General features: G+C 47.9%; 12 protein-coding genes. 8 read left to right on the top strand and 4 right to left on the bottom strand.

From position 1 onward, the window contains the following. Nucleotides 1-12: 12 nt before the first annotated feature. Entirely contained in the window at nt 13-1,026 is a 1,014-nt protein-coding gene (locus C5S62_RS01880; RefSeq protein WP_104403826.1) for a glycosyltransferase family 2 protein, read from the bottom strand. A 298-nt stretch (nt 1,027-1,324) separates the two neighbouring features. Between C5S62_RS01880 and C5S62_RS01875 the strand changes: the two genes are divergently transcribed. The 7 genes from C5S62_RS01875 (at nt 1,325) to C5S62_RS01845 (ending at nt 14,534) form a co-directional block, all read left to right on the top strand. Next, the gene (locus C5S62_RS01875; protein WP_104403825.1) at nt 1,325-2,152 is read left to right on the top strand and encodes an AAA family ATPase; all 828 of its coding nucleotides are present in this window, start codon (nt 1,325-1,327) and stop codon (nt 2,150-2,152) included. A 22-nt stretch (nt 2,153-2,174) separates the two neighbouring features. After that, complete coding sequence (locus C5S62_RS01870) at nt 2,175-3,203, top strand: DUF4435 domain-containing protein (protein ID WP_104403824.1); 1,029 nt, start codon at nt 2,175-2,177, stop codon at nt 3,201-3,203. 399 nt (nt 3,204-3,602) lie between these two features. Continuing rightward, nucleotides 3,603-5,831, top strand: coding sequence for a beta-N-acetylglucosaminidase (locus tag C5S62_RS01865; RefSeq protein ID WP_104403823.1), 2,229 nt, complete (start codon nt 3,603-3,605; stop codon nt 5,829-5,831). A gap of 690 nt (nt 5,832-6,521) precedes the next feature. Then, on the top strand, nt 6,522-9,458 hold the full coding sequence (locus C5S62_RS01860) for a CotH kinase family protein (protein ID WP_104403822.1): 2,937 nt from the start codon (nt 6,522-6,524) through the stop codon (nt 9,456-9,458). 187 nt (nt 9,459-9,645) lie between these two features. Beyond that, nucleotides 9,646-11,238, top strand: coding sequence for a DUF6057 family protein (locus C5S62_RS01855; protein ID WP_133159462.1), 1,593 nt, complete (start codon nt 9,646-9,648; stop codon nt 11,236-11,238). 61 nt (nt 11,239-11,299) lie between these two features. After that, nucleotides 11,300-12,826: a PD40 domain-containing protein gene (locus C5S62_RS01850; RefSeq protein ID WP_104403820.1), complete on the top strand. Its 1,527-nt coding sequence runs from the start codon at nt 11,300-11,302 to the stop codon at nt 12,824-12,826. A gap of 868 nt (nt 12,827-13,694) precedes the next feature. Further along, a complete protein-coding gene (locus C5S62_RS01845) occupies nt 13,695-14,534 on the top strand; it encodes a L,D-transpeptidase (RefSeq protein ID WP_104403819.1) in 840 nt (279 codons plus the stop codon). A gap of 117 nt (nt 14,535-14,651) precedes the next feature. Here the strand turns inward: C5S62_RS01845 and C5S62_RS01840 are convergent, their stop codons facing one another. From C5S62_RS01840 to C5S62_RS01830, 3 genes are all read right to left on the bottom strand, one after another. Then, nucleotides 14,652-15,332 carry an FKBP-type peptidyl-prolyl cis-trans isomerase gene (locus C5S62_RS01840; RefSeq protein WP_172486059.1) on the bottom strand — a complete coding sequence of 227 codons (681 nt, stop codon included), beginning with the start codon at nt 15,330-15,332 and terminating at the stop codon, nt 14,652-14,654. Nucleotides 15,333-15,396: 64 nt separating this feature from the next. Next, on the bottom strand, nt 15,397-16,935 hold the full coding sequence (locus C5S62_RS01835; RefSeq protein ID WP_104403817.1) for a glycine--tRNA ligase: 1,539 nt from the start codon (nt 16,933-16,935) through the stop codon (nt 15,397-15,399). Between the two features lie 514 nt (nt 16,936-17,449). Continuing rightward, nucleotides 17,450-23,128 (bottom strand): C10 family peptidase, encoded by a 5,679-nt coding sequence (locus C5S62_RS01830; RefSeq protein ID WP_104403816.1) that lies wholly within the window; start codon nt 23,126-23,128, stop codon nt 17,450-17,452. A gap of 538 nt (nt 23,129-23,666) precedes the next feature. On the opposite strand from C5S62_RS01830, the gene C5S62_RS01825 reads away from it, so the two are divergent. Next, the coding region (locus C5S62_RS01825; RefSeq protein WP_133159461.1) for a helix-turn-helix domain-containing protein at nt 23,667-24,375 on the top strand (709 nt) is incomplete at its 3' end.

Genomic DNA, 24,375 nt, shown 5'->3' with positions numbered 1-24,375 from the left:
ATATGCGGCATTTCATTGATAGAAGTTCTTCTTAAAGGCTTCAAACTCGTCATGTCCCATCACGCAGCGACGCCACCAGGCACGAAGGAACCCAGTGCCATATCCTGTGAGCTGCACATAAGCGGCCGCAATGGCCCGTACGCCGACTCCAACACTTTTTTCACGACACGTGGCATCTCCGCAGATAATCAGAGCAAAAAGCACCGGCGGAACGAGCATGACATACCAGTGAGGACACCCCAGCAATGCGGCCACAACGGTTGCCGCCAGCAGGAGCGCACATCCTCCGGTAAAAACAGCCGGCAACAGGTGAACCAGTTTCAACGTTCCAGGATGGCGTTTGGTGAGATTAATGCGCGCAATCCCCGAATTATGCACCTGCTTGAAGAATTTACGTAAGTCGGTACGCCGTTTGTGCCACACCCAGGCTTCGGGAAAGAGACGGCAGGCATATCCTCCCTTAAACACACGTGTGGAAAAATCGATATCCTCACCGAAACGCATTTTTGAAAAGCCGCCCAATTCCCTGTACACCTCCGTGCGTACCCCCATATTAAAGGAGCGTGGATAAAACTTATCCATTTTCTTTTTACCGCCCCGTATGCCGCCCGTGGTGAAAAAGGAAGTCATGGCATAATTAATAGCCTTCTGCATGGGAGAGAAAGAGCTGTGGGCACGGTCCGGACCGCCGAACGCATCGCAAGGCTCACGCTTCAGTTCCTCATCCACGGCCTCAAGATAACTCTCCGGCAGCACGACGTCAGAGTCAAGAATAAGAACATATTCGCCACGGGCACGCTCCACACCATAATTGCGTGTTTGTCCCGGTCCGGAATTGGATTTGAAAAAATAACGCACATCCAGTCGATCGGCATAGCGCATCACAACATCCTGACAAGCAATATCCGATCCGTCTTCAACCACAACGACTTCAAAATCCTCAAAGTGTTGTCTGCATAAGCTTTCCAACAGTTCGTCTACCTCATCCGGACGATTATATACAGGTATTATGACAGAATATTTCATATTGATGCAAACTTACTAAAATTCCATGAGAAAACAGATTTTTCCACAAAAAATAGCCATCAATTTGACAAAGCGAGGCCAAACATCTTTCAGAGCAACATAGCAAAAAGAAAAAATGACGCAGACGATACAGATACACATATCGTGCCAAAATAAAAATCATCATCGGTCAAAGGGCTATAAAGGGAATGTCATTGAGGGTTAAAGATGTTAAAGTCGGAAAGTTGTATGGAAACCTCGGGCTGTTTTTTCGAATAATGCCTATCTTTGCCTTTATACACCAAATCATTTCAATGCCATGATGAAGTTTGCCAATGCGATTTCAAAAATCGAAATAAACAGTCTGTGGGGCGGTCATAAACATATAGTATGGACGCTTCGTCCGGATGTGAATGTGTTGAGCGGCAGTAACGGTGCGGGCAAGAGCACCATACTCAACCGTCTTATTGAGAGCCTGCGCACTGTTCCGGCTTCGGGAGAAATTGTCGGCACCACGCGTTTAGGGGTGAAGATTGACTTTGAACCGGCAGATGCCACTTGCATCCGCTATGATATTATACGCAGTTTTGACCGTCGCCTTGTGGGCGGAGACAAACTCGGGCAACTAGCCGATATGCGGGTCAATACGGAACTTGACTGGCAGCTTTATCTTTTGCAACGGCGTTATCTGGACTATCAGGTGAACGTGGCCAACCGAATGATAGAGCTTCTTTCCAGCGGCGATCCGGCCACACGCGAAAAAGCCGCCGAGGCTGCCGCTCAGAAAACCTTGTTTCAGAATCTAGTGGATGAGCTTTTTGGTGAAACCGGCAAGCGTATAGACCGTCACAGCAACGAACTGAGTTTCATTCAGTATGACGAACCTTTACAGCCTTACCTTCTTTCCAGCGGCGAGAAACAGATGCTTGTCATACTGCTTACAGCTCTTACGGAAGACCGTGGGCATTATGTTCTTTTTATGGACGAACCGGAAGCCAGTCTTCATTTCGAATGGCAGAAGCGCCTCATAGCCATGGTACGCGAAATCAATCCCAACGCACAGATAGTACTGACAACCCATTCGCCGGCACTTATCATGAACGGGTGGGAGGATGCTGTGACTGAAGTAAGCGAAATAACCGTATGATGCCACAATGTTTTGAGTATTTATGAAAAAACTCTCACAAAATCTCAATTCCGACTTCATAGCCGCAGCCAATCGCCTTGGAGGACGGAACGCACGTCGGAAGATCGTGGCCTATGTGGAAAGCTACGAAGATGTTTTTTTCTGGAGCAACCTGTTGCGCCCGCTCGAAACGCCGCAATATTATTTCGAGGTGTTGTTGCCTTCACGCAATACCCTTTGCAAAGGTAAGAAAACGGCTCTGGCCAATCATCTGGGCAACCGTCTGGGGGCATCAATGATAGCCTGTGTCGATGCCGACTATGATTATCTCATGCAGGGCGCCACAGAAACGTCATATACCGTTTGCAATAATCCTTATGTGTTTCATACTTACGTTTATGCCATCGAGAATTACCGTTGTTACGCTCCGGCTTTGCAGAATGTGTGCGTGATGGCAACGCTCAACGACCGCCGGCTTTTCGATTTTGAACGCTTTCTTGTCGAATATTCCGAAACGATATGGCCGCTCTTTGTGTGGAATGTCTGGGCCTATCGTTATGGCCGTCATGGCACGTTTTCAATGCTCGATTTCTATCATGTCGTAGCTTTGGACAAACTCAATTATTATCATCCCGAGCAAACTCTTACCAATTTGCGGCACAAGGTCAATGCCAGAATAAGCCGTCTGCAAAAACAGTTCCCGCAGGGAAAGAAAACTTACAAACCTCTGTGGGAAGAACTTTTGAAACTGGGCGTTACGCCTCAGACCACCTATCTTTATATGCGTGGACATGATCTTTTTGATGGGGTGGTTTCGCCTATGCTTGGTGGTGTGTGCGACACTTTACGCCGTGAGCGTGAACGTGAAATACGCCGGTTGGCCGAACATGCCGTACAAATGCAGAATGAACTGGCCGCCTATCAGCATGCCATATCGCCTGTAGATGAGATGTTGCGTAAACACACGGGCTATGTAGAGGCTGTTGCTTACCGGCGCGTACAGGATGATGTGCGGGGCTTTTTGAATGCAACCGCGACCTCACGTTTGCCGGGCGCGATGCCTGATAAATGAGAGTGCCTGTTTGCATGAGCAGGTGGTATTCCTGTTTTTAACATAGTTTGCTTTTGGGCGGTAAATGTCGTATATTTGTAATAGCCCAGCGAGACTTTCACGTGTGAAGTCCCGCTTGGTCGATGTCTTTCAGAAGTATTACAGTCATTTTTCATCGTATTCTAATTGGAAAATCCCCGTATTGCAATTTGAGTTTACCATATTCACGTTAAAATTCCGACACAAAAGAAACCTTGAACAAGAGTTGAAAAGCCATTCAAATGATACGGCCCAGCATTAAATGCTCAAACGCACTACATATAAAAACCATTATTATCCCTTCCGTTTTTTTCACTTTTTTATCGTACCTTTGTCTCATTAAATACACCATTAGCATTATTTACTTTAAACCATAACGTCATGAAGAAAACAATTCTATCCGCCGGACTGCTTTTGGCATGTGCCGCATCCGGAGGCCAGGCCCAGGTAGCCAATATCAATCCTGTGCCACAACAGGTGCAGGCCGGTAGCGGCAACCTGTTCGATGCCCCGCAAGCCTGGAGCATCAGGAGCGACAAAGCACGGGCCAAGTCGATTGCCGCCCAAGCATTGTGGGCTCAAAATACGCCGGAAACAACGCCTGAGGCACGATTCACAGTGACGCTTGGCGTGAAAGGTGATAAGGCCGTAAAGGCATACGCAAAAAAAATCCCGCCACAAGCCGAAGGCTACTATCTCCGGGTAAGCGAGAAAGGCGCCGTCATTGCCGCTGCCGATGAACAGGGACTCTTCTACGGCGTACAGTCGTTGCTGGCCATGTCGCAGAAAGGGCGTCTCGAAGCATGCGCCATCACTGACTGGCCCGACGTAAAATTCCGTGGAGTGGTGGAAGGTTTCTACGGAACGCCGTGGAGCCACAGCGCACGCTTGAGCCAACTCGATTTTTACGGCCGTAACAAAATGAATGTATACATTTACGGACCTAAAGACGACCCCTACCACCGCGACCGCTGGCGCGTGCCTTACCCCGAGGCCGAGGCCAAACGCATACAGGAACTGAATGAGTATGCGAAAAAATGCGGTGTAAACTTTTACTGGGCCATTCATCCCGGCGTTGACATTAAGTGGACAGCCGAAGACCGCGACGCATTACTGGCCAAATTTGAGAAAATGTATGAACTGGGCATCCGCTCCTTTGCTGTATTCTTTGACGACATCTGGGGCGAAGGCACCAAAGCCGACAAACAGGCCGAACTGCTTAACTACATCGACAACAACTTCATACAGAAGAAGCACGACATATCCCCGCTCGTGATGTGTCCCACAGAATATAACCGCGCCTGGGCAAACGATGAAAAAGGGTACTTGCGCACGTTGGGGACAAAGATGAACAAAAGTGTGGAAATCATGTGGACGGGCAACAGCGTAGTCCACTGCATTGACAAGGAATCAATGGAATGGATCAACCAGCGCATCAACCGCAAGGCCTATATATGGTGGAACTTTCCCGTATCGGACTTCGTGCGCGACCGCATCCTCCTCGGCCCGGCCTACGGCAACGACCTCACCATTGCCGGCGATCTGTCAGGCTTTGTAAGCAATCCGATGGAACACGCCGAGGCTTCAAAAATCGCCCTCTACGGCATTGCCGACTACACATGGAACATGAAGGCGTATGACTATGACAGAGACTGGAACAAAGCCATCAGCGACCTGTTGCCCGATAACGCATGGGCACTGCGCACCTTTGCGCTCTACAATAAAGACCTTGGCCCTAACGGACACGGGTTTCGCCGCGAAGAAGGTGACGAGCTGAAACAGCTGGCACAAAGCGTGGAGAACGGCAAACTTACCGGTGAAATCTGCGGCGAGCTCCTCAACCGCTGCATGGAATTGAAAACCGCTGCCGATGTGCTGCTGGCCGACAAGTCGAACCCGGAACTCATACGCGAGCTCCGACCCTGGCTTTTGCAAGCCAAGAATGTGGCCGATTACGGCTATGCCGTCTGCATGATGCCGCAGGCTGCACAGAACGGCGATAAGGAAAATACGCAATCCTTCACACACATTTACCAGCAGGCCCGATCCATTCAGGAACAAATGTACACCCTCGAAAATTCCGATGTACGACATGCCCTCCAGCCCGGTATAAAATTGGCCACCAAAGTGCTGTTGCCTACACTCAACAAAATATTTGCCCAAACGGTAGATGCCTACAATAAAGCCAACGGCACACAATTGAGCAATGTTGCAGAATACAATCCTTACAAACTCTCAAGCAATGTGCCTCAACTGGCTATGCTGCCCGTTACCGTCCGCAGCAACAACGTCAGTGTCACTCCGGCACTTGAAGTCATCAACTGGCAGCCAGGCGGTGAATTGCTCATCGAAAGCGACCGCCTCATCACGTTCCAAGGCATGGACTTCAACCTGGGAGTGCCGGGAGCCGCCAAAAACTTCACTCTCGAACTGCTCACCGAAAACGGCCAGTGGACCAAGGTCGGCCTTTTGCACTACAAAGCCGATGACCCCGTCATCCACACCGCCAACGAGCTAGGAGGGATGAAAGCCTCAAAACTGCGCCTCACCAACACAAGCGGTACGGAGCAAAAGGTTTATTTCAAGCAATTCAAATTTGTGAAACAATAAATCCCTTCCTTAAAAACACCAAGGGAGGCACAGAAGTTCCTTCTCTTATTTCACAAGCAAGGGCATCCTTTCAGAGAGATGCCCTTGCTGTTGCTTTACAACAAGCAGACGGATCGGAAAAAAGTTTACAAGCCTTTTTAGATTCCTTTAATTGTTTTAATATAAATAAATACTATACCCTTCACTACCGGATTTAACATTTCTTGCTTTCAGCCCGCCGATGTCGTATCTTTGCCCTAGAGAAACAGGCCATCCGATAAAGCGGCCTGTTTTTTTATTTTTTCAGCCTCAAACAAACCTTTTTCAAATAAAAATTATCCGTATTGCCGTAAAAATTCCCAGTATTGAAATTATTTTTTCCAGTATTGCCTGATAAAAAACATACGGATGCGATACACTTCTACCAGACAACGTACTAACAAATATTAAAAATGTTAATAACGTTTCTAATCCAAATTGCATTGTATTAACATTCATTAAGCATCTTACACTGCAAAAAAGCAATCCAGCCGGTCTATTACAACTTTCCGCCTCCACACTTCAAGAAAGACCGTAATTCCGGCTTCGCAACCAGCGAAACGATCACATTTCCACACCCTTCCGGCACATATTAATACAAAAAAGAAAAACTTTTATTGTTCACCACTTTTTTTGTTGTAAATTTGAGGCGAAATTATTGCAACACCTTTTATGAAAAAGACATTCCTCTTTTTATTGGGACTTATGATGGTCATTTCCTTAAAGGCCACCATCAAAATCGCAGACGGTCAAAAATATTACTTTGTCTGCACACAATGGCCCTCAGGGAGCATCGTACTTGGTGAAAACCACAGCCAATCGCCCCTCGTCTATTACGACATGGAAACCGGCCAACTCTCGCCCGACAGTTACTGGATACTGAAAAAATCAGACAACGGAGACGGATACACTATCTGCAATGCCCAAAGCAAGCAATATCTGGTGTACAGCGCCACCCAACAGACAAATGCCAATGGAGAAATCATAGCCAAAGGCATCGTATTGTCATCCTCGGCAACCAGCGATTATGCGGTATGGAAAATCACGGAAAACGGCGAAGGTGCCGTCTACATAGAAAACGCCGGCGCATCCGGACAGTATTTCAACATCCGCAATCCAAACAGCGACACACCATATCTGGTAGGCACCTATAGAACCAATACCGATGCCAACGGTCTTTTCAATATCTACGACGAAAACGGAAAATCCGTTATGGACGCAACAGACGACACCGACCCGTCAGGCACTTGCGGAACGACTGAGAACGGTGAATATTGGGAACTCACCGGTCTGCAACAACCGGTAGTTTATACAACCGACACCGCCAACCCCGTACTCTATACCATCCGCAACATTCGCTCCGGATTATATGTTATAGGGAGCAACAGCCGGCTGACTCAAAGCGACACGGAAGCCTCACAATTCTATTTTGTAGACAACGGCAACGGCGTGCAGATTTATACATCTGACAACCAGTATGTAGAAACAAGCTATCCGTCCACTTACAAGAACGCCCCCCTGAACCTGTCCAACGGAACAGCCAAAAACAATATCTGGAAATTCGGTTTTTACTCCACCGAAAATACAGGCTACACCATCTGCAAAGCCGACAACCTGCCCGGCGCAGACGGCTATAACCAAAGTTCCTACCTCTACTGGAACGACTACAACCTCAGCACAAGCCATGTAATCGGCTTATACAACCTTGACGCTGGCTGCACATTCGTTTTCTACTCCTCCGACCGCCGCCACCTCAACCACCTTCTGGCCAACGGTGTGCCTTTGGATAACGTACCCGCCGATGGCTTTAAAGCTTACGTAGACTCCATCCGATTGAACGACAAGGACCTGACCTATGACCGAATAGCCGACCGCTACTATGCTCCATTGCCGGCAAACACTCGTAGAGAAGCCGACTACACCACAACGGTTCAAGTAAAATTCCGGCCAACCGGCGATGACTACACCATCCGTATCGACGACAATGACGTCAATGAAGACGGCACCATCACCATCCCTGCTGTCAGCTGTGACAAGTCCTATAAAATTTCAGTCATTAAGAATGGAACGGAAGAAGTAGCTGCCGCCTCGCTCAATTTCACATTTCTGCCGATCGTTGAGCTGGAAATGTCCGGATGCAACGGCAGCTATTACACCACAGGGCGCCTGCGTGTGACCGATGCCGCAGCCAACGGTTACGCTCCTACTCTCATTGCCGCTTACCGATATCGCGGAGCCAGCGCCCAAGGCTACAGCAAAAAAAGCTATAACATCAAACTGCGCGACGAGCAGGGCAATTCCGTAGACCATGAGTTCTTCGGTCTGCGCAACGACAATAACTGGATACTCGATGCCATGGCCGTTGACATGTCATGCATGCGCAACCGCGTTTCCACCGACCTGTGGAATGACTTTGCCACACCGCCTTATCAACGCCGCGAAGGCTGGGAACCCAAAGCCAAGTCCGGCACACGCGGACGCTTTGTCGAGGTTTTCCTCAACGGCACCTACCACGGCCTCTACTGCATGACAGAAAAAGTGGACCGTAAGCAGCTTCGCCTTAAAAAGTCCGATCCGGCAACAGACACAACCGAAGAAACCATACACGGCACACTCTACAAAGGCGACCAATGGAACTATGAGGTCCTCATGGGACACGAATTAGGCGTAAAGTCCTTCCCCAAGCGGGCACCGGCCGCCTATGACAACAACTCCCATAGCGAGACATGGCGGAACTTTGAGATCAAATACCCCGACTATGAGGAAGAAAAAATAGACTGGGGGCCGCTGTGGAACGCCATCAATTTTGTGGCAACAAGCAGCGACTCTGACTTCGGCAACTCCCTGCCCACATATTTTGACTACGACGTACTGAAGGACTACTATCTGTTCCTTGAACTGCTCTTGGCGACAGACAACCACGGTAAGAACACCTTCTTCTTCAACTATGACCAACAGGGCACGGAACGTCGGGAAATGATCGGAATTGCCCCATGGGATCTCGACGGCACATGGGGACGCCGATGGGACGGTAGCAATACCTACACCAAAGCCCGACAGGACTTCGACCAGTTCATCTGGAGTTACGAACACGGACAGAATACCATTTTCTACCGGCTCCAACAAGGAAAGATCCTACCATGGAACGACCAATTGAAAGAGCGTTACGCCGAACTGCGGGAAACATTCTTCGCTCCCGAAGCCCTGCAAAAACGTTTTCAGGACTACGCCGGCCTTTTCAGCGAAAGCGGCGCCGACATACGTGAACAAAACAAATGGGCCGGCTCCAACGTGAAACATTCCAACATTCAGGGAGATGTAACTTACATCTGCAGTTGGATTAAAAGCCGTATAGATTATCTGGACAATAAATACGACTACACACCGGTCATTGACGGAATAGATCAAATAGCGATAGGCGGTACCATCAGTATTTCAGGCGGAAAAGGCTGTATCTATGGTAAAGCCACAACACCGACAAAGGCCAACATCTACACGCTCGGAGGCGCTCTCATTAAAAGCGTGCACCTTACACCTACTCCCGTCACCATTACCGGCTTCACACCGGGAATTTACCTTGTCAACGGACAAAAAGTTATCGTAAAATAAACCTACGCCTATAAAAAAGAAAGTCCTGAGCCGCATGTTCCGCCTACGGTTTCGGACTTTTCTTTTTCTACAAATCATGTTCAATCAATCGCCTTTCAATATGCAAAAAATGTCACATAAGCAATCACGGCTTCAGCCTGCCCAAAAAACTCCGCCCAAAAGACACGAAAACCGGCAAGAGACCATCTTGCCAAAAAAAGATAAAAGCTTTCTGCGCAAAGTAACCTCTTCGGAAATCTATGGGATGACGTTCATCCTCCTGCTCATTTTCTGCGTCGAGGTATACGGGGAAGTGTTCCGACGCACCGCTGAAGAAAACTTCATCACAACGGACAGCACAGCCATGAAGTTTCTTCTGGATCAACCTTGGGGCTGGCTTTTCTGGCTCGGCCGCTGGGGACTGCTTCTTTTTAAAAACAAATTCATCGGCAGTATATTCCTCAGTGCTGTCCTTACCTTAATCGTGATTCTGACAGACAAATTATGCCACGTCCCCGTCAAACTGAAAGGAATATCAATCATCATTCCGCTGGGAATACTGGGATGGGCCATAGGACAAGGCGTCAACCTTTATCATAAGAATGAGCCATCACTCATCATACTCCTGCCCTGCCTCACATTACTGACAATAAGTATCATCTACATAGCCGTCCATTTCATATTTCCCAGAAAAGAGAAAGGATCCCGGAAAAACGGAACTTACCTCAATTATCTGTTTCCGGTTACAGCCTTTGCATTGCTGACAGGCGGTGCACTGCATTTCGGCAGGAACGACATTTTAACGGCACGTATGCAAAACCGTTTGTGGCAGGCAGACTGGAGCGGAATGATAGAAGACGGCCAATCGTCCAAACGCCCCACCCGTGCCATCGCCGCTTACCATGCCATCGGCCTTGTGCAAACGGGCCAGTTGCTGGAAAACATGTTCGACATTCCTTATGACTTTCCCGACTCTCCTGTCAGAAATACCGAAGGTCAGAACGAATACAATCTTTTTGAGATGGACTGTAATTTTTACGCAGGCCTCACCAACGCCGCCTACCGATGCGGCATGGACCACATAGTCATGAACGGCCCTTCGCTCTACTATCTCAAAAGGATGGCCCTTTGCGCTATCTTGAACAATGAAGAGAACCTGGCCGACAAATACCTTGCACTGATCGGGAAAACGCCTTTCGAGAATGACTTTGTAGAAAAATACAAGCCGATGGTGAGCGACCGGAACTTGGTGGAAGCCGACGACGAACTGGCGCGTGTTCTCAGCCTGACCCCTATGGAGAGCCACTTCGAGCAGCAGTACATGCAGCCTGCCTTCCTCGGTTATAACGCCGGATTAACGAGAGGTTCAAATCCTACGCTGGAAACTGCCATTGCCGCCCGCCTCTATTCCAAAGACCTGTCGACCTGCTACGACCTCATCCAAAGCTATAAGCAACTGCACAACGGCGTATTGCCACAGCCGCTACAACAAGTCCTGACCATCATGGCTCAAAAAAATCCGATAATACAGCAGGCATTTCCCGACATCGTCAACAGTCAGGAAATGACGCTGCAATCTTTCTTTACCGCGGCCAAACCCATTATAGACGAACGTGCACAGGCCTCAGCCGGAAAAAGCGATAAGGAAAAAAGACGCCTCCGAGACGTATACAACGCCAAAATGCGTGAACAACTGAAAGCAGACTGGCTCGGCACCTACTATTATTACTACTACTGTGAGAACAACGACCAAGACCAGATACGCCCCGCCACAAAGAATGAAAACGGCGGAGTCAACTAACCGTTTTTCTTTTTTCTGAGAACTTCCAACAACCACATCATCCCAATATAGAACCCATTTTATGATTTTCAGAAATATCCTCCTCATTTTCTTCATAACCGCCATGCTTTCAGCCTGCGGTTCCGAAACTGTCATTCCTGTCGAGAGCACTCCCGTAGAGGAACAGGCAGACATCTACCCCGACTACCGCAACATCACCATTCCCCCAAATATCTGCCCGCTCAACATACAGATAAAATCTTCCGGCAGCGAGTTCGTCTGCTCCGTTGCCGGAAAAGATAACGGACAGCTCATCGCATCGGCCGGAAAGGACGGCAAACTGCAGTTTATTCCCAAAGAATGGAGCCAACTGCTGAAGCACAACAAAGGAAAAGATCTCACCGTTACGCTCTATGCCCTGCGCGATGGAAAATGGATCAAACATCCCTCATATTTGCTCCACGTAGCCAACGAGCCTATTGACCGTTACCTCTCCTACCGCCTCATTGAACCGGGCTACGAACTATACCGTCAGGTAGGACTTTACCAGCGCGACCTTGAAACCTATGAGCAGAAGAGTATCTATGAGAACAACCGCACTTACGATTCCATCAATAATCATTGTGTCAACTGCCACAATTATCAGAATTACGACACTGAGCGGATGCTTTTCCATGTTCGCGCCAAACACGGCGGCACGGTGATTGTAAACAACGGCAAAGCCCGAAAGATCAACATGAAATGCGATTCCATCCTCTCGTCCACTGTTTATCCCACATGGCATCCGAAAAAAAACTGGATCGTATTCTCATCCAATCAAACGGGACAGACTTTCCACATGGTGGACAAGCAGAAAATTGAAGTAGTGGACTTCGGTTCCGACCTTGTCTTTTACGATACCGACAACCGCACACTCACCAATATCCTCAAAACCGACTCCGTACTCGAAACATTTCCCTGCTGGGCTCCCGACGGTAAAAAACTTTATTACTGCTCAGCCAACGTACCGCAATTTACCGGCAAAAATGCCAGACAGCGGCAGGACATCGTCACCGCCATCTACGACAGCCTGCGCTACAATCTCATGAGCATGACTTTTGATGAAACAAACCGCAGGTTCGGTCCTCCCGTTGTCGAAATGAACTGTGCGGACATGGGACTAAGCGCCAGCGTGCCCCGTATCAGTCCGGACGGACGTTATCTGCTCTTCACTCTCGGGCAGTTCGGTCAATTCCACATCTGGCACCACAGTTCCGATCTTTTTGTCAAAGACCTCTTAACCGGCAATATCTATCCGCTCACCGCCACCAACAGTTCCAACGCCGACAGCTACCACACATGGAGCAGCAACGGCCGGTGGATCGTTTTCTCCTCACGCCGCGACGACGGCTCCTATACGAGGCCTTATATCGCCTACTTCGATCGGAAAGGCAAAGGACACAAAGCCTTTCTGCTGCCGCAGGAGGACCCTGAGCAGAATCTCCTGCTAATGAAAAGCTACAATGTGCCGGAACTCACCAAAACGGCCGTCAAAACGACTCCGGAAGAATTCAAAAAAGTCGTTTACGATGATGCATCAAGCGAAGGAGTAAGCTATAGGCCCCAATGATGCGACCTCTTCCGGGCACTCCGTGAACGGACTCACATACACATCATTATCCCTATCCGGAACGGCCAAAAGAATCCCCCCCTCTTAACGATTGGGCATCCAACAATCATCCGATATTTTCTACAGCGCCATAAAGTCAAAGCGCCCAGCCTCAATTAATCTCAGGCCGGGCGCTTTGACTTTATAATGATTCCCTATGCCTTATCCGTAGCAGGTTATTTTACGGTACGAAACAAATTACAAACTTCGGTACCTCACATCAAAATCTCTCCTTCGGCTACCCTCACAGCCATTTCCCACTTTAACATATTTAACCTTCAGTAACACTTCAGACAAAATAAAATCGAACTCTAAGTATTGGATTTACAAAAGTCCGTATTGCAATTTTAACACGAATACTTGGAATTTGAATTCGAATACGGGGATTTTTCAGGGAAAACAAGGTAAAAAACTGCTGGAATATGACTGAAAAATAATGAAAAAGCGAGACTTCCCAATAGAAAGCCCCGCTCTGCTATTACAAAGATACAACATTTTAAGCCCAAAAGCAAATTGTGTTAAAACACACTCTCGTATTTTGAAAGCAACCAATAGTCTCACCAAAACCTCCCCCTACCCCCTTTTCTTCCGTACAGACACACTCCCCTACATAGCAATAAAAAACGAAAGACAACAATGGCAAGCCGATGATAATAATCCGAAAATCTTTTCCTGTCAACTCCTTTTACACTATCTTTGTCCTAAAATTTCACTCGCCCCATAGTGAAAACACCACGTCGTTTCCGACAAACAGTCAACAAACAACAAAATTACAAACACTGATCGCAGACATCATCCATACCTGTCTGCACCCCAAAAACAATCATTCATGAAATTGCCAGTTCTAACTCGCTCAGTCCTGACAAGCTTGCTGCTCTCCGCAGCCGTATGGATAACAGCGGCCTGCAACGGCCACAACCATAATTATACCGACAGGGTTGAAACCAACACAGACACGTCACAGGAGATACCGGCCGAAAAGTGCGGTGACGTGCCTGACGACGCGCCCGCCTCCCAACTGGAAGCACTCACCGAAGAAGAGAGCAACGACTCCACCGACATGCCCGATAACCTGACACATACGGACAACTACATTTATATTTCAAAACCACAAATGCGCCTCTTCGTACTGACACCTTCCGACAGCGTTATTTTCACCTGCAAAATAGCCTGCGGCCTGAAACGGGGCAACAAGCACGAACGCAACGACTACCGCACCCCCGAAGGGGTATTCAGCATTTCCGGTATGTACGACAGTGAAGACTGGCTACATGAAACGAAAGACGGCCGCAAAGTAAAAGGCTGTTACGGGCCTTATTTCCTACGCCTGCGCACAGGCCGCTTCACCGGCATCGGCATACACGGCACCAATGCTCCCCGCAGCATAGGCCGCCGTGCCTCGGAAGGATGCATCCGGGTAAATTCCGACAATATCATTACACTCCGCAAAGAATATGCCTACGAGGGCATGACGGTAGTCGTATCGGCAGAACGCGAACGGATGCCTCGCTTTAAAGGCTGGAACGGCAAAAAACTTGTGGCTGCCACAAACGAAAAAGAAGAGGTATTGACAACTGCCCTACCCGACTCTACCGCAACATCACAACCGGCAACAGCCACAGACAGCGTACCTGCGGTTTCCGAAGCACAACCGGTAATCTCCCACTAACAGCCAACAGCGCCCAAACGAATCAATCGGCAAGCGGCCCGGTGCAAACAAATTTGCACCGGGCCGCTTGCCGATTGATTTAACAGAAACTTTCAGCCGCTTCCTAACTGGACCGCATCATTTCCCAACGGCAGGCAACGGCGTTCCGGCACGGCTGTAACCCTTAAGCTGCATCACAAAGGACAAGGTGGAATAAGCGGGGATACTCTTCGTTGCCGATGAGCCATAAGCCAGCTCCTGTGGCATATACACACGCCACATATCACCCACGTGCATGAACATCAATGCCGTAGTAAAACCTTCGGCAGTAGAACTTACAAGGAAATGCACCGGCGAACAGAAGTCAGGGTTGAAGATCATGGCACTATCACGCGAAAGTCCGGAATAATCAAACACAGCCCCTTTGATACGTGACTCTTCGTCCTCACTCAATTCATTGGGAATCAGACGGCCTTGATAGTTCACTAATGCCGAATCTGTGTAAAGCGGACTACCCGGTCCCGCTCCGCGTTGCAGAATGTGAACAGCTATGGAGTCGGCAGCTGTTGCCTGTGCCTCGGGAGACATGGCGTAAGTGCGGAACACACGCCAGTCACAATGAGCCTCCCAGTCGTTGCCATACCGGGCCTTAGCCTGAGCTATGGCTTCCTTGGCCTTACCGAGTGTCTGCAGGAAAGCCACGCGATTACGTTCTTTCCAATTGACAAACGTCGGAGCTTCATCGATATTTTCCTCACATGCCGGGAAGAGAACCAACACGGCCAACAGAACGAACAATGGGCGAAAGATATTTTTCATGTCAGGAGAAAGTGGTCCTCCCGCAAGCGACATTCAAGGCCACATGCGGGAGAGAAAATTAATTTCAGAGTTTCTTAAGCAGTGAAGTCAGACTGACTTTGTCTTCGATGAGACTACGCAGACTTTCCACGGAGACACGTTCCTGCTGCATAGTGTCGCGGTTGCGCAATGTCACACAATTGTCCTGCAGCGTCTGATGGTCTACAGTAATGCAATAAGGTGTTCCCACGGCGTCCTGACGGCGATAGCGCTTTCCTATGGAGTCTTTCTCGTCATATTTGCAGTTAAAGTGGAACTTCAGTTCCTGCATGATTTCGCGGGCCTTTTCGGGCAGGCCGTCTTTTTTGACGAGAGGCAACACAGCCAGTTTTGTCGGTGCGAGGGCTGCGGGAAGTTTGAGGACTACGCGTGTTTCACCGCCCTCGAGTTTTTCCTCCTCATAGCTGTGACACATGATGCTCAGGAACATACGGTCCACGCCGATAGAGGTTTCGATGACGTAGGGGGTGTAGCTTTCGTTCGTCTCGGGATCGAAATATTCGATTTTTCTGCCGGAGAATTTGGCGTGCTGCGACAGGTCGAAATTAGTGCGTGAATGGATGCCTTCCACCTCCTTGAAGCCGAACGGCATGCGGAATTCCACATCGCTTGCGGCGTTGGCGTAATGGGCCAGTTTCTCATGGTCGTGGAAGCGGTAGTTTTCTGCGCCGAAGCCCAAAGCCTGGTGCCATGCCATACGGGTATTCTTCCAGGTTTCAAACCATTCCAGTTCGGTGCCGGGCTTCACGAAGAACTGCATTTCCATTTGCTCGAACTCGCGCATACGGAAGATAAACTGGCGGGCAACGATTTCGTTGCGGAAAGCCTTGCCTATTTGTGCAATGCCGAAGGGGACTTTCATACGGCCCGTTTTCTGCACGTTGAGATAGTTCACGAAAATGCCCTGAGCCGTTTCGGGACGCAAATAGATGGTCGAGGCGCCGTCGGCCGTGGATCCGACTTCCGTTTTGAACATGAGGTTAAACTGGCGCACATCCGTCCAGTTCCGCGTACCGCTGATGGGACAGGCTATTTCCTCGTCAAGAATAATTTGTTTTAATTCCTCAAGGTTCATAGCGTTCATGGCATCGCTGTAGCGCTGATGGAGCGCATCGCGTTTCTGCTGGTTTTCAAGCACGCGCGCGTTGGTTGCGCGGAATTGTGCCTCGTCAAAAGCCTCGCCGAAGCGTTTGCGTGCCTTGGCCACCTCTTTTTCTATTTTTTCCTCATATTTGGCTACCTGGTCTTCAATGAGAACATCAGCGCGATAACGTTTTTTGGAATCGCGGTTGTCGATCAGCGGATCATTGAAGGCATCAACGTGTCCGGAAGCCTTCCAAATGGTGGGATGCATAAACACTGCCGAATCAATGCCCACAATATTTTCGTGGAGCAACACCATCGACTGCCACCAATATTGCTTGATGTTGTTTTTCAGTTCTACGCCGTTCTGGCCGTAATCGTAAACGGCTCCCAAGCCGTCGTAAATATCACTTGAGGGGAACACGAAGCCATATTCCTTGCAATGTGAAACTATTTTCTTGAAAACATCTTCTTGAGCCATGATGATAATGGTTTTTATAAATAAATTTAATGGCACAAAGGTACAAAGAATTTGCGAAATGACACCTTTCGCCGTCCATCTTCGTGCGGCTATGCAAAAAATGTTCCACTCGTCAGCGTTTTACCGCTCTATCAGGCTTTTCGGAGCTTTACGACTTTAACATATTTAACTTTTCATTACATTTCAAAGAGATGTTTTTCCTTCTCCAATACTTAGAGTTTGAAAAGTCCGTATCGGAATTTTAACACGAATACTTGGAATTTCAACTGCAATACGGGGATTTTTCAGAAAAAGCAGGGCGGAAATCTGCTGGAATATGGCTGAAAAACAAAGAAAAAGCGGAACTTTCCGATGGAAAGCCCCGCTCCGCTATCACAAAGATACAATATTTTTCTATGGAAAGCAAACTATGTTAAAATTGCATTCTCTGCAGAATAAAGAGGGCGGACCGTCAAACCGGTCCGCCCTCTTGCTGTTTCTCAGGTCTGTCGGATCAAAATCCGACCGGCTCTTTTCAGAAAATTATTTTAAGACCGTCGACCACATAAATGCCCGGACTGAGGGAGATGGTATTTACACCGGGCTTCACGGTGAGCGACGCGGCACATATTCCTGACAAAGTGAAGACTTTAATGTCGCGTTTCTCCGGCGAAACGATAACAAGATTTGTTCCGTCCTTGTAGAATTTCATGCTTCCGTCCTGAGCATTTCCGCTGTAAATGCCTGTGAGCACATCGGCCTTACCCACCTCAAAGGCGGCGGCAGCCTCAGGCGTATTGGCCTTGGCATAAACCGAGAAGGGAGCAATGACGCTTTCAGTGTCTTCATCGGCAATACGGTTGAAACTCTGCCCTTCCTCGTCCAGCAGATAGGTGCCGGAAGCAGCTTTGACGGGTACATAACTGCCCAGCAGGGTGTAGTCCTTACCAGCTCTCATGATGGCTTCAGCCTCCGGAGTGAGAGGTACATCGAACGTGAGAGAGACGTCATCGGCAGTACGCGCAACGGAAGAACCGCCAGCAGAGAAGGTGAAGTCGACGGTTTCATCCAACTCGCCGTTGAGATGTATCATATATGGCTTGTTGGCCTCAATCATAGTATGGCTCTCGAGTTCCGTACCGTTATCGTTGAACGACAACACGCTGACGGTATGCTGGCCCGAAGTGCCAATAGTGTAATCATTGCCTTTGCCGTCAGACAGACGTGTGGGAGCAAAAGGCAACACAAGCCCCTTCCATTCCTTGGTGCCATCGTTGGACAGATAGTTCAGCTTAAGGGCCAGCGAGATGTTTCTCTCACCAAGATTGAAACTTGCCGGTATATTGAACGCCACACTGTCCGTCAGGACAATATCCGTCAGGGCCTCACACTTGCCGTCGCCATTGAGCACAATATTTGACTTGGAGGATATGCGGCCTTCCAGCCCCTTGGCCAGATAGATGATACAGTTGGGGTTAATACCTTCAAACGAGCTGTCGGTAATGCCGGCATCCGCCAAAGCACGGCTTCCGGGAACCTGCGAGTTGCCATAGAGCGTAATGCTTGTCAGAGAAGAGCATCCCTTGAAGGCTCCCGCGCCTATCGTGCTAACGGAGTTGAGCGATACGGAGCCTAGCTGCCGGCAGTCGGCAAAAGCATTTTCGCCAATTGCCGTGACATGCTCGGGAATGACTACATTAGTGAGATTTTCCATTCCGGCGAAGGCGCTGGCAGGAATCTCACTGTTTTCCGTACTGGAAAGGTTGAGATTTTCCAAAGAAGTGAAATTCTCACGTATGTAATCGAACGTTTCTTCCGTCATTTCTCCCGACAGACCGAGTTCCGTCACCTGAGCGGCTTCATTCTCACCGATATTGGTCAATTCTTCAGCCTCGATGACAATATCTTCCTTCTCAGCAAGAGCCATCGTAACGTTCATTTCCACATTCGACTGCAGATTGGACACCACGTATACTCCGTTCTCATCCGGATATATGGTCTCACCGCCCTTCTTAACCACGGGGATCATATTGGGACTTTCGGACACAACAGTGAACTTATAAGTGCCTCCTTCCTTAAAAAGAGTGGGCCGCGATGCGGAACCTTCAACGAACTTGTTCATCGGTACGTTTCTCCACACATTGGCTTCGTCAAGGTCTACAAACTGGATATTAGCCTTACCGGAATTGTCAACGACCTTGATGTCATAATAGAACACAACGTCGATGATGTGGTCCTGCGGATAGTTCAACGACTGCGGATCGGTTACATTTCCATAGAACTTAACCTGATAATAACCGCCGGGATAGAAATAATCAGTAGTGCTGATCGGATCAAGGTCGTTGGTCACATCCTTTTTGTTATTGTAGAGCTTAAAGGCCACTCCCGGGCGATGAACCGGATTCTTCTTATAAGAAGTCGGAATGAAATTGGGCAATCCCAACATCACGGTTTTCGTGCCGTTTCCAGGTCCCTCAATCTTGGTGAGAGGCTCTCTGTCGGAATACTGGAAAGCTCTGGTCGGATCAATCTGAATGTTATAGTATGTCTTCGCCGTCTGATTTTGAAGGTCTTTCCAGTATTGGCTGGAGGCATACGCCTCTTCCGCTCCACTAGGCACTTCAAGAATGATTCCGGTAGAACTCATGGGGAACGGATTATTTTTCAAGCTGACAGGCGTCTTCGACAGAGCGACAATCTTAGTGAGTTTGCTGCAATAGCTGAAAGCGCCACTACCTATATAGGCCACCTTCTCGGGAATTGTGATTTCCTTCACATTAACACAGCGGTAGAAAGCATTTTCCTCTATACACTCAAGATTCTTCGGCAGAAGAATCGTTGTCAAAGCAGCCACTCCCGCAGTGTTTGAAGAAGCAAAAGCCATAGAAGGCAGCGAATTGGGAGTAGGCAAGGTTTTCAGCGATACATCCGTCAGGTCAAGGGCTACCAATCTTGAAGCGTTGTCCTGCAACACCTTGAAGTCGGAAGCATTCATCTCGCCCATCAGTTTAAGACGTGAGGGGAAAGCGCCCGAGGAAACCTTGGACGCGAGTTCACCGGCATGAATATTAAGTGCTGTATACGTTTCGTCTCCGGCAGCCACCACCTGTATGGCGATGTCCAGATCCTCACGCACGCTTTCCACTTTCACCTGAGCCACGCCCACACGATCGGCCACAATCTTACCATTGACAGACACCGTTATGGCATCAGCCACAGAAACCGGCATAATCTTACATGAAAAGTCCATACCATGTACTATCTGGTCTGTGGCACCTTGAATAACAGCACCCTGAACTGTCGAAGGCATAGTAACCTTATGATAGGTAACATCATTGCCTATGGCTTTTACAGAATCTTTCACGTTGGCATTGATTCCTTTAACAAGATACCAGTTTTTCTTATTGAAAGAGGTAACTACACGTACAAGATTGCCTTCGCGCACTGAGTTTTCCTTTACCTGACAGTTGAAAGTACACGGAAGGTCACCATAATTCGACGCAGAATTAGTGAATATAGGCGATATGAACTCCTTGATGGCTCCATTGGCATCCGTAAGAGCTGCCGCATAGAACATAGCGGCCTGATCCTGAGGAATTGCCAAAGCATTGGCACGTATGGAAAATGCTTTGCCGGCTATCACGTTAATGACATCAGTGGCAAGTCCCACGCCACCTCTGCTATCGGTCAGTTTCCAAGGAGACTCACCAACGGTCGGCGTCGGATAAACGAAATTGGCATGGATCATCGTATTGGCATTAATCGTAGCGGTATAACGCCCGTCTGCTCCGGCAGTCAACTTGGTGGTATTGGCAAAAACTTCCATTTTAGCGTCACCAAAACGATTGTCGGTCTCCACAGTAAACGAGAACACGGAACCGGGGGCTACTTCCATATTTTCAGAGTCAGGGGTAATCTTCACGCCTTCCTTCTCCTGAAGCACGACCATATAGGAAGATGCCGCAACCGGATTTTCCTCAACTATATTCTTAAAATCCTGCCAATTCTCCTTGGAGGAATAAGCGGCTCCTGCGCCTACCGGCACCACCAGTCTTGACTTGGGCGTTCCGGTGAACACACACCAGTTGACCCACGCCGGCGACTGACGACGCACGACGACTTCACTCAAACTGCCGCAATTCAAGAAAATATTATATTCATAAGTACCCACCGATGCCGGTATCTCAATTCTTCTCAAACCGGTAGAATTAAAACAGCCATTCTTCAACGTGGTAAGCGACTTGGGCAATTCTATGCGTTGCAACGAGTAATAGCCGCTGAATGCCTTGGTAGGAATGGCATTGGCAGGGTTGCTTCCATTGGCTACAATGTTCACTCCCGACAGGTCAAGTGCCGTCAGTTTCATACGCTCACGTATGAAAGTAAAATCGCGCACATCTATGGTTCCGTAAAGTGTCAGTTCCTTAATAGTACCGGCATCCGCCTCGCCTATCAGGTTTTCAAGGCCGCCAGCAGTCACCCACAATTTACGCTTGCTCACCACATCTTCCGCATTTTGAACAATGATACGAATCTGCTGGTCAGAGGTAACATTGACAATTTTGTAAATATTATCCGCCGTCGGCGTCAGAATAAATCCATTGGCCTTTACCGTCACCACTTTATCGGAAGAGGCAGGCACGACCTTGAACGAATAGTCACGGCCTTTGATTACTTTCGTTGAAACATCCGAAAGGACCACTCCGTCCACTTGTGTCGGAATGTCAATGGAGAAATAAGGTATGACATTATTCTTCGCCTTTATCTCATTCACAGTAATAAGATCACCAGGCACAGGCAACCACCCGGCATCGCTGTTAGCCATCGTCACCAAACGAAGGACATCATCATCGGCAACCGTAGTTCCAGCAGGCACAGAGCAGTCAAAATCCGAATAAAGCCGCGGACTCATAATCTGCATCGACTGTAGTGTCAATCCTTTTCCAGCGTGCAACAATGTCTTGAACTTTCCGTCGGAAGAGAAAAGGGCAACGGAAATTTTTCCAGAAAACGTATCATAGGAAACATTCTTAAAAGCACCGGCTCTCACCGTAAATGCTGTACCGGCCTCTATATCTGTCACATCAGAGGTCATACCCACCTGATGCTCATCGGCCGTAATGTGTACAGGCGACCAATTTGCCGAAGCCTCAGCCGGCTTTATATTATAGATAATTGTAGTCTGATCATTAAAACTGTGTGAAGTACTCACAGTCGGATTAAGGGCATCGGAAGAAAAATAGCCATTGGCAGAGCCTCCCCACCCCCAATTTATATGAAAATAAGGTACAGAACCTCTCATCTCATAACCGTCACACACAAAGGCATGACCAACAGAAACGTCCTGACCACTATAAATCACCGGACGGCCTTCATTGATTTCATTCACAATGATCGCATCCCATGTAGCACGGTCCGTTTCGGAACCTTTTTTGTAGGACACTCCCGGGTCATAACCGAAGAACGAAATGAGTGCCGCAGGTACACGCACTTCAAAAGCGCTGGAACCGGACATACCGAAATCCGTCTTAATAGAAACCGCGCAATGGGCCATCAGGGTAGACACGGCCGCAGCCTCAGCCTCAGAATACCCGGAACGATAATTATCAGCCCGCATATTATTCCAGTCATATTGTGCGTTGAAGTCCGTATCGTCAAGAGAGCCATTCCCTCTCACCGGATGGTTATGATACTTCATAACTGTAGCCATAGCCGTTCCTACACACCCGACAAGACGACGGTTAGGTATTTGGGCATTAAAGGGAGCTTCCTGACTCCATGACGGTGTATCCAGAAGCTTTGATGACGACTTGCTTGCCGTTACACGTTGACGAAGTTCGGTTATATTAGTATCCATCGGTCTCACAGCCTTATCAAGCACTGTGTTAGTGACATCGGAAACCTTATCAGCCAAGAAGGAAGTCTCATAAGAGTACCCCACAACCGGAATAGCTTTATCGTCAGCCGATATAATAATAAAGCCACGACCGTTCCTAGCATTAAAAACATAATAAACAGGAGTCCCGTCACTTTTTTTAGATGTACGCACCAATTCTAAAGCATCGATGCTACTCAGTCGAGAAACGTTGCCGGCACTGAAAAAATCAGTAGCAACCTTTGCAGCCTCTTGGGGAGTAATGACCTTGGCATGAAGACAACCAGGACCACTTGTACACACCAGAAGAAGCAGCACTTTCAAAAACCGTTTCAACATAAAAACAAATAGCCTTTAATTAGTTAATAAATCAATAAATATTTAAGTATAAAAAATCAAAACATGGAATATCCAGCCTCATCAATCATCCTGTAATAACCTCATTACTAATGCTTAATATCACCTTAAAATATTCTTATTCCTTTACTATGTTTCTTTACGGAGCGCAAAAATACATAAAAATATGAAGAAACAATAAATAATTAACAATTTAAAAAAATAAAATCGGTGCAACTTATTGAATTGCACCGATTTTATTACAGATTCTTATTATTTATTATTTCACTTCCTCAAAATCAACATTATCTCAGTATGAGCAACTTGCGTACACGTGTTGCAATTATATCGCAAATCCGAAAATAAGCATCCATAAGCAACCACAGCTCTTGACTGCAAAAGTACGATTTTTATTCATAAATAAAGAGATGTAAACGCATAAAAATCAAAAGTCTGTGTCAATTTTAACAGAATCTCCACTTTTATCCTTATCTTTGTACATAATACTGGGGAGTTGTACCCTAACAATTAGAAGGAAACGATGCAAATTCAAAACAATACATTGATAGCGGAATGTTCGGCTTACGATTTCAAAGAAATGTTGGAACGTAAGAAAGTGAAGTCATGGCTCAAATCTGTATCGGCTTTTGCCAATACGGATGGTGGCAGTTTGTTCTATGGAGTGAACGATGATGGAGTGATTGTAGGTTTAGAGAACCCACAATCCGATGCTGACTTTATCAGTGAAACCATCAAAGCGAGACTTGACCCTGTGCCGGAAGTTCAACTTATTCCGATAGAACATGAAGGGCACTCTTTGCTTGAAGTGAAAGTAAAGGCAGGAACGCTTACACCTTATTACTATTATCAGGACGGAACACGTACTGCATATGTACGGGTTGGCAATGAAAGCGTGGAGTGTAATTCACAACAACTTCTTTCGTTGGTATTGAAAGGTACACACATGACATGGGATTCTCTTCCTATACAAGTGGATGCCAGCAAACACTCTTTCATCATCCTTGCCAATACATTCCGTGAACAAACCCATCAGGAATGGAATGACAAGTATCTGGAATCATTCGGACTGGTTACTCCTGAAGGTAAATTGACCAATGCCGGACTATTGTTTGTAGATAACTGCACCGTATTCCAATCTCGCATATTCTGTACCCGTTGGACGGGACTTTATAAAGATGATGCCTGGAAAAGGCGCGTGAGTTTGACCCCCTCGGGCACGCTGGATTTGA

Origin of the sequence: Prevotella sp. MGM2, from assembly GCF_002933955.1 — a bacterium.
Classification (GTDB): domain Bacteria; phylum Bacteroidota; class Bacteroidia; order Bacteroidales; family Bacteroidaceae; genus Alloprevotella.
This window is presented reverse-complemented; position numbering and strand designations above follow the sequence as displayed.

What these genes read in the sequence shown, in the direction of transcription:
- C5S62_RS01865 (WP_104403823.1), top strand. Translation starts at nt 3,603, where the DNA reads ATGAAGAAAACAATTCTATCCGCCGGACTGCTTTTGGCATGTGCCGCA.
- C5S62_RS01830 (WP_104403816.1), bottom strand. Translation starts at nt 23,128, where the DNA reads ATGTTGAAACGGTTTTTGAAAGTGCTGCTTCTTCTGGTGTGTACAAGT.
- C5S62_RS01835 (WP_104403817.1), bottom strand. Translation starts at nt 16,935, where the DNA reads ATGGCTCAAGAAGATGTTTTCAAGAAAATAGTTTCACATTGCAAGGAA.
- C5S62_RS01845 (WP_104403819.1), top strand. Translation starts at nt 13,695, where the DNA reads ATGAAATTGCCAGTTCTAACTCGCTCAGTCCTGACAAGCTTGCTGCTC.
- C5S62_RS01870 (WP_104403824.1), top strand. Translation starts at nt 2,175, where the DNA reads ATGAAAAAACTCTCACAAAATCTCAATTCCGACTTCATAGCCGCAGCC.
- C5S62_RS01860 (WP_104403822.1), top strand. Translation starts at nt 6,522, where the DNA reads ATGAAAAAGACATTCCTCTTTTTATTGGGACTTATGATGGTCATTTCC.
- C5S62_RS01880 (WP_104403826.1), bottom strand. Translation starts at nt 1,026, where the DNA reads ATGAAATATTCTGTCATAATACCTGTATATAATCGTCCGGATGAGGTA.
- C5S62_RS01850 (WP_104403820.1), top strand. Translation starts at nt 11,300, where the DNA reads ATGATTTTCAGAAATATCCTCCTCATTTTCTTCATAACCGCCATGCTT.
- C5S62_RS01875 (WP_104403825.1), top strand. Translation starts at nt 1,325, where the DNA reads ATGATGAAGTTTGCCAATGCGATTTCAAAAATCGAAATAAACAGTCTG.
- C5S62_RS01840 (WP_172486059.1), bottom strand. Translation starts at nt 15,332, where the DNA reads ATGAAAAATATCTTTCGCCCATTGTTCGTTCTGTTGGCCGTGTTGGTT.